General features: G+C 64.3%; 11 protein-coding genes and 1 pseudogene. 8 read left to right on the forward strand and 4 right to left on the reverse strand.

Annotation, left to right across the window (positions count from 1 at the left end; all coding sequences use genetic code 11):
- Positions 1-246 (forward strand): annotated as a pseudogene (locus tag BUE39_RS35010) (IS481 family transposase); the annotation flags it as partial.
- Positions 247-436: 190 nt separating this feature from the next.
- On the opposite strand, the gene BUE39_RS30850 reads toward BUE39_RS35010, so the two are convergent.
- Positions 437-1,690 carry an MFS transporter gene (locus BUE39_RS30850; protein WP_073432447.1) on the reverse strand — a complete coding sequence of 418 codons (1,254 nt, stop codon included), beginning with the start codon at positions 1,688-1,690 and terminating at the stop codon, positions 437-439.
- Positions 1,687-2,658, reverse strand: a complete 972-nt coding sequence (locus BUE39_RS30855) for a PRC-barrel domain-containing protein (protein WP_073432448.1) — start codon at positions 2,656-2,658, stop codon at positions 1,687-1,689. The genes BUE39_RS30850 and BUE39_RS30855 overlap by 4 nt, the downstream gene beginning before the upstream one ends.
- 384 nt (positions 2,659-3,042) lie before the next feature.
- On the opposite strand from BUE39_RS30855, the gene BUE39_RS30860 reads away from it, so the two are divergent.
- From BUE39_RS30860 to BUE39_RS30870, 3 genes are all read left to right on the forward strand, one after another.
- Positions 3,043-4,425 carry an NCS2 family permease gene (locus BUE39_RS30860; RefSeq protein WP_073432449.1) on the forward strand — a complete coding sequence of 461 codons (1,383 nt, stop codon included), beginning with the start codon at positions 3,043-3,045 and terminating at the stop codon, positions 4,423-4,425.
- Between the two features lie 244 nt (positions 4,426-4,669).
- Positions 4,670-5,095 carry an ArsR/SmtB family transcription factor gene (locus BUE39_RS30865; protein ID WP_073432450.1) on the forward strand — a complete coding sequence of 142 codons (426 nt, stop codon included), beginning with the start codon at positions 4,670-4,672 and terminating at the stop codon, positions 5,093-5,095.
- Positions 5,096-5,237: 142 nt separating this feature from the next.
- Positions 5,238-5,972, forward strand: coding sequence for a DUF899 domain-containing protein (locus tag BUE39_RS30870; RefSeq protein WP_073432451.1), 735 nt, complete (start codon positions 5,238-5,240; stop codon positions 5,970-5,972).
- A gap of 129 nt (positions 5,973-6,101) precedes the next feature.
- Here the strand turns inward: BUE39_RS30870 and BUE39_RS30875 are convergent, their stop codons facing one another.
- Together BUE39_RS30875 and BUE39_RS30880 are read right to left on the reverse strand one after the other, a co-directional pair.
- A complete protein-coding gene (locus BUE39_RS30875) occupies positions 6,102-6,284 on the reverse strand; it encodes a hypothetical protein (protein WP_073432452.1) in 183 nt (60 codons plus the stop codon).
- A 118-nt stretch (positions 6,285-6,402) separates the two neighbouring features.
- Entirely contained in the window at positions 6,403-7,362 is a 960-nt protein-coding gene (locus tag BUE39_RS30880; RefSeq protein WP_073432453.1) for an NAD-dependent epimerase/dehydratase family protein, read from the reverse strand.
- 114 nt (positions 7,363-7,476) lie between these two features.
- Between BUE39_RS30880 and BUE39_RS30885 the strand changes: the two genes are divergently transcribed.
- From BUE39_RS30885 to hutU, 4 genes are all read left to right on the forward strand, one after another.
- The gene (locus BUE39_RS30885; protein WP_073432454.1) at positions 7,477-8,373 is read left to right on the forward strand and encodes a LysR family transcriptional regulator; all 897 of its coding nucleotides are present in this window, start codon (positions 7,477-7,479) and stop codon (positions 8,371-8,373) included.
- A 362-nt stretch (positions 8,374-8,735) separates the two neighbouring features.
- Positions 8,736-10,259, forward strand: a complete 1,524-nt coding sequence (hutH, locus tag BUE39_RS30890) for a histidine ammonia-lyase (RefSeq protein WP_176035801.1) — start codon at positions 8,736-8,738, stop codon at positions 10,257-10,259.
- A gap of 54 nt (positions 10,260-10,313) precedes the next feature.
- Complete coding sequence (gene hutC, locus BUE39_RS30895; protein ID WP_073432455.1) at positions 10,314-11,009, forward strand: histidine utilization repressor; 696 nt, start codon at positions 10,314-10,316, stop codon at positions 11,007-11,009.
- A 55-nt stretch (positions 11,010-11,064) separates the two neighbouring features.
- On the forward strand, positions 11,065-12,753 hold the full coding sequence (hutU, locus tag BUE39_RS30900; protein WP_073432456.1) for a urocanate hydratase: 1,689 nt from the start codon (positions 11,065-11,067) through the stop codon (positions 12,751-12,753).
- Positions 12,754-12,778 lie beyond the last annotated feature (25 nt).

Here is a 12,778-nt window from a genome sequence, read left to right on the forward strand (position 1 = left end):
TACCAGCCGAGCCCGCGGGCGTTTCCATCGGTCCTGCGCGAGCCGGAGTACGGCCCGGATGACGTGGTGCTGCGGGTCAAGGCAAATGGCGAGCTACGCTTTGAAGGACGGCGCCTGAAGGTCTCGAAAGCACTTTACCGGCTGCCGGTTGCAGCACGCGCAAAGGACGGCGAAGACGGCGTATTTGAATTCTGGTTTGCCCATCACCGCATCCTCACCCTTGACCTGAGGAGCGAAAACCGCTGACCATAAAGTGTCAACGATGTCCTCGCACGTTCGTCAACCATGTCTCCGGTCTGTACACGGCCGGCAAAGAGAAGTAGGTGCCGCCCCGCACAGGGGCAACGCCAATAGACCACTAACAAATCAAGAAAAGGCCAACAAAGCAACAACCACCACCAAAACCGCCGAGCAGGCAAAAAAAACCGCAAAACCACTACCTAACCGCCGACTTCCCCCCACCAGCCACCGGCGCCCCATCCTCCGCCGCCGCGTCCCGCGTCTCCGGCATCGCCGCCCACACCAGCAAGACCGCCAGCGCCCCGGCTGCGGCCAGGCCAAAAAAGCTAACCGCATTGCCGAAATGATCGGCCACGAACCCAGCAGCAGTCGTGCTCAAAGTCGCCCCAATCCCCGCCGCCAACCCGAACAACCCGATACACAAGTTATACCGGCCCTTGCCGCCGGCCACGTCGGCGGCAATCAGCGGCAGCATCACGCCGAACACCGCGGCGCTCAGCCCATCCAGCATCTGCACCGGCACCAGCAGATAAGGGCTGCTGATCCCCGCGAACAGCAACGCCCGTATCGGCAGCGCCGAAAAGCCAAGCAGCAGGATCGGCCTGCGTCCCCAGCGTTCGGCCGAGCGCCCGACCCACGGCGACATGATCGCCACGATTGCTTGCGGCACGATGATGCACGCGGCGATCACGAGTTGCACGTTGTCGCCCATGCCGGCCGTCACTTCGCCCGCGGCAAGATTCAACATCGCCGCATTCGACAAGTGGAACAGCACGATGCACGCCGCGAACAGCAGCATCCGCTTGTCGCGCAGCAATTCGCGCAGGCTCTCGCGCCGTTCGATCTGCTGCGGCGTCGGACCGGCCTTGGGCAGTTCGATCGTGTCGGTGCGCTGGATCATCGTCAGCGCGATCAGTGCGGGCACGGCGAGCCCAGCGGTCAGCCAGAACACCGCGCGCGGCGAATAGTATTCGCCGAATACGCCCATCAGCCCGGCCGCGACCGCGCTGCCGATCGACGCCCAGCGCGCGTTGCGGCCCAACCGGTCGCCGAGATTCGCGCGCCCCACCAGCGCGAACGAGATCGCGGCGAGTGCCGGCGTCAGCATGCAACTGGCGAAGCCGTGGAACACCTCGGCGGCGATCACCGGCAGCACCGTCGGACTCGCGGCCAGCAGCACCGCGCTCAGAATGATCGCGATGATCGCCCACGCAGCCGCGCCCTTTTTGTTGCGCAACGCGTCGACGGCGGCGCCGCCCGGCACCTGGCTCACCATCGCGCTGATCGTGCCCACCGAGAGCGCCATGCCGATCTCGCCCTGCGTCCACTTATGCGACGCGAGATACGACGCGATGAACGGCCCAAAACCCGTTTGCACGTTGGCGACGAAAAAATTCAGCCAATCGAGCGCGCGCAGACTGCGCGCGGTTACCAGAGTGCGGCCTGTCATCGGGCCGCCCGTGCGTTGGAAACCGCGATGGCCGTGGCCGCAGAGGCAGCCGCCGCGGGAGCCGCGGAAGCGGCCGCGGGCGGCGCGGGTGGCGGCGCGGGCGACACCGCGCGAATCGGCCTGTCGCTCGCGTAGGGCGGCGTCGCGTTGATCTGGGCGTCGCTCAGATCCAGCAGCGGATGCAGTTCCTTGTCTTTCGTGACGAAACGCAGCGCCGACCAGTTCGCGGCAATCGTGCGCCGCTCGGTGCTGACCATGCCGTTGACGTCGAGCACGACCGCTTGCGGCTGCGCGTTGGCGTCGATCAGCACGTCGATCACGCGGCCGACCTTGCCGCCGTTCGAGCGCTCGACGGTCGTGTCGATCAGCGGCAATTGCACAGGGGAGGCCTTCGCCACGGGCGTCGGCGCGGCCGTCGGATTAAGCGTGATGGGCGCGCTCTTCGCGGTCGGCGTGAAGCGGAACGCGCCCCACGGGAAGATCACCTTGCGATCGCCGACGCCGAGGAAGCCCTGCAGATTGACGACGATCTCGCGCGGCTTGCCGAGCGCGTCGGTGGTCATGTCGACCGCGCGGCCGACCACCTTGCCGTCGGGCTTCTGCACTTCGCTGTCGAGCAGCGCGCGCGCGTCGTTGCGCTCGATCGTGCGCAGCACGATCAGCGGCGGGGGCGGTGGAGGCGGCGGCGCGGGTGCGGCGACGGGCGGCGGCGGCTCGACCTTGTGCGGCTTGACGACCGGCTTTTTGGGCTTTCTCGGCTGCTCCGGCCCGGCCGTCTCGGTTTCGACCGGTTCGGGCTCGGACGCCGCGACGGGTGCGCTCGCCGGCTCGACCGGCATGATCGTGGCCTCGACGATCGGCGCCTGCTGCGGGCCCCACAGCAAGCTGCCGCAACCGGACAGCGCGAACATCGCAAACACAGCAAGAAGCAGAAGACGCCAGGCAGGACGCGAAAAACCGCCGCTCATCAAGAAGGACTCCGTGGGCCGGTGCGGGCGGGCGCTGTGGACCGCCGCGGTTAGACAGGTACGGGCCAGAGTGTAACCCGCGGCGTCGGCCGGTCCCGGTTTTGCCAGGCTGCGTCTCTTCCCCAAGCCCACAACGGCCTTTCACGCTTCCATGACAAACCGTAGGTGTAAACGCGCGGACCGCCGACGCGCTTCGCCGCCGCTTGGACGATATAAGCGTCGCGACATGTCGGGCATGCCATTCATGCGATGGGAGACATATTTGTGTTGGCCTACATTTCGACACGACAACGAGCCGCACACATTGAACCAACGCCACGAGACGAACCTGACGACGCCCGCATCGGCGGCCGTTTCAGCACGCTGATAAAGGAGGCATTCATCATGATGGAACCCCACGCCCAGCCGATTTCCGAAGTCGGCGCCGAATCATTCGACGGTAAAGGCTTGCTCGACCGCTACTTCGAAATTTCCTCGCGCGGCAGTTCGCAGCGTCAGGAAATCGTCGCCGGCATCACGACCTTCCTCGCGATGGTCTATTCGGTATTCGTCGTGCCGGGCATGTTCGGCAAGGCGGGCTTCGACACCAGCGCGGTGTTCGTCGCCGTGTGCCTGACCACGGCCTTCGGCTCGCTGCTGATGGGCGTGTGGGCGCGTTTGCCGATCGCGATCGGCTGCGCGATTTCACTCACTGCGTTCACCGCGTTCGGCCTCGTGCTCGGCAAGGGCTTGCAGCCGAACGTCGCGCTCGGCGCGGTGTTCCTGATGGGCGTCGTGTTCACCGCGATTTCGGTGACCGGCGTGCGTTCGTGGATTCTGCGCAATCTGCCGACGGGCATCGCGCACGGCACGGGCATCGGCATCGGCCTGTTCCTGCTGCTGATCGCCGCCAACGAGGTCGGCCTGGTCGTGAAGAATCCGGGCGCCGGTCTGCCGGTGTCGCTCGGTCATATCACGGCGCTGCCGGCGTTGATGTCGGTGGCGGGGCTCGCGGCGATCTTCGGCCTGGTGCGCCGCCGCGTGCCGGGCTCGATCCTGATCGTGATCGTCGCGATCTCGGCGCTCGCGCTGCTGATCGATCCGGCCGTGTCGTTTCATGGTGTGTTCGCGGTGCCGTCCCTGAGCGCGCCGGGCCATGCGTCGCTGATCGGCGCGATGGACCTCAAGGGCGCGCTCTCGATGGCCGTTCTGCCGAGCGTGCTGGCGCTCGTGATGACCGCGGTGTTCGACGCCACCGGCACGATCCGCGCGGTCGCGGGACAAGCGGGCCAGCTCGACGAAAACGGGCGCATCATCAACGGCGGCCGCGCGTTGACGGCGGATTCGTTGAGCTCGATCTTCTCGGGCCTGCTCGGCGGCGCGCCGGCCGCGGCCTACATCGAATCGACGGTGGGCGTGGCGGCCGGCGCCAAGACGGGCATGGCGGCGGCGGTGGTCGGCCTGCTGTTCCTCGTCGTGATGTTCTTCTCGCCGCTCGCCGGCCTCGTGCCTTCGTATGCGACGGCGCCCGCGCTGATGTACGTGGGTCTGCTGATGCTCTCGAACGTCAGCAAGCTGCACATGGACGACATGGTCGACGCGATGTCGGGTCTGATGTGCGCGGTGTTCATCGTGCTGACCGCCAACATCGTGACGGGCATCATGCTCGGCTTCGCGACGCTGGTGATCGGCCGCGTGGTGAGCGGCGAGTATCGCAAGCTGAATGTGGGCACGGTGGTGATCGCCGTGGTGCTGGCGGGTTTCTATCTGGGCGGTTGGGCGATCTGAATTCCGCTCGAGCCCTTGCACGGAGTTTGCTGGTTGTATTGCAGTGACGTGAGGGCAGGACGCTTGCCGTTTTGCTCCAGCGTGTAGCCGGTTGTTCTCCATCTCGATGCGGCGCGTTGCAGTGCCTTGTTTGCGACGCGCCGCATGTCTTTTATGCCGCGTTCTCCTTCTCGTGTTCTCGCATGTTTCGATAACGTGCGGACCTGTCCTTGACATCCGCATTCGCGTTTCTATACTTAACCTCATGGTTAAGTTTAACGAAGCGCTACTCGATCGCACCTTCGCCGCGTTGTCGGACCCCACGCGGCGTGCGCTGCTCGCGCGTTTGTCGCGCAACGAACTGTCGGTGAGCGAACTCGCCGAGCCGTTCGCCATGTCGTTGCCGGCGGTGATGAAACATCTCGACGTGCTGTCCGACGCCGGTCTCGTCACGCGCAGCAAGACCGGCCGCACGGTTGCGTGCCGGCTCTCCGCCGGACCCATGGAAGAGGCGATGGAGTGGCTGCGCCGCTATCAGCACTTCTGGTCCGAATCGCTCGATCGTCTCGCCGCTTTAGTCGAAGAGGAGGAAGCGCCACCTCCGCCCAGTCCGGCTTCATCTCGCGGTGGCGGCTCGACGCCACGTCCGCGAAAGTCTTCCGCGCCAGGACGGAACAGGCGCAAATCATGAAGCGGATGCATGCGGGCGGCGCCGAAGCAGTCCTTGGACCACGAATTGCTGGAACGCTATTTCGCCTGACATTGCGTGAAATCGCGCAAGTTGCGTGATGCGAATCCGCATCGCGCAGAGTCATTCTGAAAAGGAGACGCACATGGACCCGCAACATCGAGTTGGCACGAGAGAAGAATGGCTGGCCGCCAGCAGGGCGCTATTAGCCGAAGAGAAAGCGCACATGCGCGCCGGCGACGAGCTTGCGCGCAAACGCCGCGCGCTGCCGTGGGTGAAGGTCGATAAGACCTACGTGTTCGATACGCCGCAGGGCCGCAAGACACTCGCCGATCTGTTCGAGGGCCGCAGCCAGTTGATCATCTATCACTTCATGATGGGACCGGACTGGGAAGAAGGCTGCGTTGGCTGCTCGTTCCTCTCGGATCACATGGTCGGTATCGTCACGCATCTCGAACATCACGATGTGTCGTATGTGACCGTATCGCATGCGCCGCTCGAAAAAATCGAAGCCTTCAAAAAACGCATGGGATGGACGTTCCCGTGGGTGTCGTCGAGCGGCAGCGATTTCAATTTCGACTATCACGTGTCGTTTACGCCCGAGGAACTGGAGAGCAAGAAGGGCTTCTACAATTTCACTGAACAGGACGTCGGCATCGACGAGCAACACGGCCACAGCGTGTTCTACAAGGACGAAAAGGGCGACGTGTATCACACGTATTCCTGCTACGGCCGCGGCGACGAGCGCTTCATCAACACATATGCGCATCTGGACGTGACGCCGAAGGGCCGCAACGAAGCGAGCAATCTGACCGACTGGGTCAAGCATCACGATCGCTATGAGGAGAAAGCGCACGGCGGTTGCGCGGCGTGCGGCTAATGCAGGAAGCGAGATGCAAGAAGCGAGATGCAGGAAAAGCGCGTGACGTCGTGCACATCGACGCCACGCGCCCATCGTAAAGCCGGCGCGAATAAGCCGGATTGCGAGTCGATATGGCTCAATGGCCGCTCAAAGCGCCATGTCGAAAGCGGGCCTGAGGAACACTTCGATCGCCATCACGACGAGACCCATCGCGGCCGCCGACAGCGTCAACGTGCCGTATTCGTCGTAGCGTGCGTCGTAGAGGCACGCCACGACAAAAAGAATCGCCAGCAGGTTGGTCAGCCAGTCGAAGTTCAGCGCCAAGGTCATCGTTGCAATCCGGGCTCACGTGCGAGACGGATTGTCGAATCGCACTATCGGGTGAGCGCGATTCTATCGAGTGGAGCTTACGGATTCGCAACGCCGACGCTTACACAGCTTACGTCCCTCAAGCCTCTTGCGCCCCGAAGGAAGTCCCCTTGGGGGGCGCCCCGAAGGAAGTCCCCGTGGGGGACATCATGTCGTGCTCGATCCACTCGATCACCGAAGTGCGTTTCGGCTCCCAGCCGAGCAGTTTGCGCGCACGCTCGCCGCGCACGCGGCTGTTCGAACCGAGGCCATACGAGGCCATTTCATAGCCCCATTCCTTCTGCGCTTCTTCGAGCGGCCACGCTTGCGGCTCGCCCAGTTTCATGATGCGCGCGATCGCGGCGCTCATCTCGCGGAACGACGCTTCGCCGCTTTCGACGAAATAGAACGTGCCCGCCGGCGTTTTCTCCAGCGCGAGGCGATACAGTTCGGCGACGTCGTCGATATGCACGTTCGACCAGATGTTGCCGCCGCTGCCCACGTGCCGCACCACGCCGCTCTTTTGCGCCTGACGCACGAGTCGCGGCAACTGCACGCTCGCGCTGTCCGCCACCGCGCCGTGACCGTAGATCAGCGTGTTGCACAACACCGCCGAGCGGATGTTCCGCTGCGCCGACTCGAGCACCTGCCGATCGATCGCCACGCGCGCCGCCTTGTCGGCGGTCGGTTCGGGCAGCGCGTCCTCGTGATAGACGCGCGCCTGACCCGCCTCGCCGCCCGACGCATCGCCGACGATGCTCGAACCGCTCGTATGCAGGAACGGTTTGCCGGACCCGGCGAGGCCTTCGATCAGCGCGGTTACCGCGCCTTCGTGATCGCTGCTCGCGGCGTTGATGACGGCGTCGGCGGCCTTTGCCTCGGCGATCAGCAGCATGCGGTCGTCGAGCGTGCCGATAACGGGTTCGATACCGAGGCGTTGCAACTCGGCGCTATGTTCGGACTTGCGGATCAAACCGCGCACCTGATGTCCGGCGCGCACGAGGTGCGCCGCGATCGAACCGCCGATAAAACCGCTTGCGCCCGTGATGAAAATCTTCAAGACGTTCTCCTGGGAGAAATGGAGGGAACACGAATAACAGGCCCGCAGTATCCGCCCGCTCGATTCTCGCAAAAAGCGTGTTAGTCTCAAATCAATCTTGATTAGAAATCAACAATGAAGACTTCCACCGACGAACTGCTGGTTTTCGTCACCGTGATCGACAGCGGTTCGATCACGGCGGCCGCCGAGAAATTGCAGCAAACCGTGTCCGGCGTGAGTCGCGCGCTCACGCGCCTCGAAAAGAAACTCGACACCGCGCTCGTGCGGCGCACCACGCGCCGTCTGCAATTGACCGAGGAGGGCGAGGCTTTCCTGCGGCGCGCCCGCGCGATTCTCGACGCGATGGAGGAGGCCGAGGAATCGGTCACACGCGGACGCGAGCGGCCTTCGGGGCGCCTGCGCGTGGATGCCGCATCGCCGTTCATGCTCCATTGCATTGCGCCGCATATGAAAGCGTTTTCGGCGTTGTATCCCGAGATCCGGCTGGAGTTGACCAGCAACGAGCGGATCGTCGATCTGCTCGAACAGAAGGTGGACATCGCGATCCGCATCGGCGCCTTGCAGGATTCGACCTTGCATGCGCGAGCGTTGGGCAGCAGCAAGCTGCGGGTGGTCGCGAGTCCCGCGTATCTGGCCGAATATGGCGAGCCGCGCTCGGTGGAAGCGTTGCGCGCGCATCGTCTGATCGGCTTCACCGCGCCCGAGCATCTGAATCGCTGGCCGCTGCGCGAAGGCAGAAAGGGCCGCGCGGAGTCGCTGAAAATCGAGCCGGCGATCACCGCATCGAGCGGCGAGACGCTGCGGCAACTGGCGCTTTGCGGATGGGGCATCGCCTGCCTCGCCGATTTCATGACCGCGGCCGACATCCGCGAGGAACGGCTCGTGCCGATTCTCGGCAACGTGCTCGTCGACGAGCGGCAGCCGGTGAGCGCCGTGTATTACCAGAGCGCGTCGTTGGCGGGGCGCGTGCAGTGCTTTCTGGATTTCATGGCGGCGCGGGTGAGGCTCTAGCGGTTCTTCGCGAGAGTGCGTCTGAAGAAGCCCGCGGCTCGCCTGAGCGCGGGCTTTTTTGCGTCATGAGCGGACTCTTCTATAACTCTCTAAACGGGTGAATCCGCGTGGCGGCGCGACATCGGATTGATTGACCCGCTGGCGCGGCGTATTTTGGACGTGTATATACAAGTTGACGCCAATCTCGATCAAAGGCCATGCGAACGGCAATGCCGAACGAAACGCCGGTTCAAGCGCCCGCATGCCTTGTGAACATCGCACCCTAATGGAAACTCCCAGGCCGGCAGCTTTAAAAACAGGTTGTATATACAAGACGGCGCGGCTAGACTTCTCTCAAATTGTATAGACAGGACAACCCAACCATGATGACTCTGAAGCCCGGCCACCTGACCCTCCCGCAACTGCGCCGCATCGCCCGCGAACACGTCGCGCTGCGGCTCGATCCCGCCAGCCACGCCGCGATCGACGCCTGCGCGCAAGCCGTCGCCGATATCGCCGCGAAGGGCGAGCCGGCCTACGGCATCAACACGGGTTTCGGGCGTCTCGCCAGCACGCATATTCCGCACGACCAGCTCGAACTGCTGCAACGCAATCTGGTGCTCTCGCACGCGGTGGGCGTGGGTGAGCCGATGTCGCGGCCGGTGGTGCGTCTGTTGATCGCGTTGAAGCTGTCGAGCCTCGGCCGTGGTCACTCGGGCATCCGCCGTGAAGTGATGGAAGCGCTGATCGCGCTGTACAACGCCGACGTGCTGCCGGTGATTCCGGTCAAGGGCTCGGTCGGCGCATCGGGCGACCTCGCGCCGCTCGCGCATATGTCGGCAACGCTGCTCGGCGTCGGCGAAGTGTTCGCGAAGGGCGAGCGCATGCCGGCCACCGAAGGTCTCGCGCTGGTCGGCCTGAAGCCGCTCACGCTGCAAGCCAAGGAAGGGCTCGCGCTGCTCAACGGCACGCAGGCATCCACTGCGCTCGCGCTTTACAACATGTTCGCGATCGAGGACCTGTACCGCACCGCGCTGGTGGCGGGCGCGCTGTCGGTGGACGCGGCAATGGGTTCGGTCAAGCCGTTCGACGCGCGCATTCACGAACTGCGCGGCCATCGCGGTCAGATTGACGCCGCGGCTGCTTACCGTTCGCTGTTGCAAGGCTCGGGCATCAACGTTTCGCACGCCGATTGCGACAAGGTGCAGGACCCGTACAGCCTGCGCTGCCAGCCGCAAGTGATGGGTGCGTGCCTCGACCAGATGCGCCATGCCGCCGACGTGCTGCTGCTCGAAGCGAACGCCGTCTCCGACAATCCGCTGATTTTCCCGGACACGGGTGAAGTGCTGTCGGGCGGCAACTTCCACGCGGAGCCGGTCGCCTTCGCCGCCGACAACCTCGCGCTCGCCGCCGCTGAAATCGGCGCCCTGGCCGAACGCCGCATCGCGTTGCTGATCGACGCCACGCTGTCGGGCCTGCCGCCGTTCCTCGTGCGCGACGGCGGCGTGAATTCGGGCTTCATGATCGCTCACGTGACGGCCGCCGCGCTCGCGTCGGAGAACAAGACGCTCGCGCATCCGGCGTCGGTCGATTCGCTGCCGACTTCCGCGAACCAGGAAGATCACGTGTCGATGGCGACCTTCGCCGCGCGCAAGCTCGGCGACATCGCGGAAAACACCGCGAACATCCTGTCGATCGAATTGCTTGCCGCCGCGCAAGGCGTCGATCTGCGCGCGCCGCACAAGACCAGCCCGAGTTTGCAGAAAGTGATGGACGCGGTGCGCAAGGACGTCGCGCACTACGAGATCGATCATTACTTCGCACCCGACATCGCGGCGGTGACGCGTCTCGTGCAGAACGGCACGATCGCGAAGCTGAGCCCGTTCTCGTTCGCCTCCGAGCAATAAGCCATCACTTCACCCGCCATCGAGCGACTTTCAGGCACGCGGACCAAGCCAAACATGAACGCACCGGCTTACCAGGGCATCAAGGACTTCATCCTCGCGCGCATTCATGCGGGCGAATGGGCCGAAGGCGACCAGGTGCCTTCCGAGAACGAACTCGCGCGCGAATTCAACGTCGCGCGCATGACGGTGAACCGCGCGTTGCGCGAGCTGACCTCGGAGCAGGTGCTCACGCGCGTGCAGGGCTCCGGCACGTTCGTCGCGCGCCCGAAGTACGAATCGACGCTGGTGGCGATCCGCAGCATCTCGGACGAAATCGTCGCGCGCGGTCATCGCTATCAGGCGAAGGTGCTGCACATCGGCGCCACCATCGCCGACGAGGCGCTCGCCGCGGAAATGAACGTGAACGCCGGCAGCCCGGTATTTCATTCGCGCGTGCTGCATTTCGAAAACGACGAGCCGGTGCAACTCGAGGAGCGCTGGGTCAACCCGGCGGTCGCGCCCGAGTACGCGTTGCAGGACTTCACGAACACCACGCCGAATCAGTACCTCGTGCGCGTCGCGCCGTTGCAGCGCGTCGAGTACCGCATCGAGGCATTGGCCGCCGATGCGGATACCCGCGAACTGCTGACCATGGACGAACTGGAACCTTGCCTCGTGCTGCATCGGCGCACGTGGTCGCAAAGCCAGGTTGCGTCGATCGCCAACCTCTGGCATCCCGGCAGCCGCTATCGCTTCACCGGACATTTCTGATTTCGCCACTTTCCGCACATCTCCTGAACATTCTTCAAGCATTCCGAGGGCCACCATGAACAACCCCAAGCACATCGATCCGCGTCTCGATCCCACCCGTACGATCCGCGCGCCGCGCGGCGCGGAAAAGACCTGCAAGACCTGGATCGCGGAAGCCGCGTACCGGATGATCCAGAACAACCTGGACCCGGAAGTCGCCGAGCATCCGCATGCGCTGGTCGTGTACGGCGGCATCGGACGCGCCGCGCGCAACTGGGATTGCTTCGATCAGATTCTGGCCTCGCTGAAAGACCTGAACGAAGACGAGACGTTGCTGATCCAGTCGGGCAAGCCGGTCGGCGTGTTCCGCACGCATGCCGACGCGCCGCGCGTGCTGCTGGCGAACTCGAACCTGGTGCCGCATTGGGCGACGTGGGAGCATTTCCACGAACTCGATCGCAAGGGCCTGATGATGTACGGGCAGATGACCGCAGGCAGCTGGATCTATATCGGCAGCCAGGGCATCGTGCAGGGCACGTATGAGACGTTCTTCTCGGTCGCGAATCAGCATTTCAACGGCGACCCGAAAGGCCGCTGGATTCTGACCGGCGGTCTCGGCGGCATGGGCGGCGCGCAGCCGCTCGCCGCGACGATGGCGGGCTTCTCGATGATCGCGGTGGAGTGCGACGAGACGCGCATCGACTTCCGTTTGAAGACACGCTACGTCGATCAAAAAGCGCGGACGCTCGACGAAGCGCTCGCCATGCTCGACGAAGCCAAGAAAGCGGGCAAGCCGGTGTCGATCGGTTTGCTCGGCAACGCGGCCGACGTGTTCGCCGAGTGCGTCGCGCGCGGCATCACGCCGGATTGCGTGACCGACCAGACCAGCGCGCACGACCCGATTCACGGCTATCTGCCGCAAGGCTGGAGCGTCGAGGACTGGCGCGAGCGTCAGAAGACCGCGCCGGATTCGATCGTGAAGCCGGCCAAGCAGTCGATGGCCAAGCAGGTTCAGGCCATGTTGACGTTGCAGGAACGCGGCGCGGCCACGCTCGACTACGGCAACAACATCCGTCAGATGGCGCTGGAAATGGGCGTTGAAAACGCGTTCGATTTTCCGGGCTTCGTGCCGGCGTACATCCGCCCGCTGTTTTGCGAAGGCAAGGGTCCGTTCCGCTGGGTCGCGCTGTCGGGCGACCCCGAGGATATCTACAAGACCGATGCGAAGGTCAAGGAACTGATCCCCGACGATCCGCATCTGCACAACTGGCTCGACATGGCGCGCGAACGCATCGCGTTCCAGGGTCTGCCGGCGCGCATTTGCTGGGTCGGCGTGAAGGATCGTTACCGCCTGGGTCAAGCGTTCAATCAGATGGTCAAGAACGGCGAACTGAAGGCGCCGATCGTGATCGGCCGCGATCACCTGGACACGGGTTCGGTCGCGAGCCCGAATCGCGAAACCGAATCGATGAAGGACGGCTCGGATGCGGTCAGCGACTGGCCGTTGCTGAACGCATTGCTGAATACGGCAGGCGGCGCGTCGTGGGTGTCGCTGCATCATGGCGGCGGTGTGGGCATGGGCTTCAGCCAGCACTCGGGTGTCGTGATCGTCGCCGACGGCACGGACGAAGCGGACAAGCGCCTCGGCCGCGTGCTGTTCAACGATCCGGCCACCGGCGTGATGCGTCACGCGGATGCGGGCTATGAACTCGCTCAACAAACCGCGCGCGAGGCGGGTCTCAATCTGCCGATGCTCGGCCGTTGATCGTGGCGCTTCGCAGCCCACCCGC

The organism is Paraburkholderia terricola, from assembly GCF_900142195.1.
Taxonomy (GTDB): Bacteria; Pseudomonadota; Gammaproteobacteria; order Burkholderiales; family Burkholderiaceae; genus Paraburkholderia; species Paraburkholderia terricola.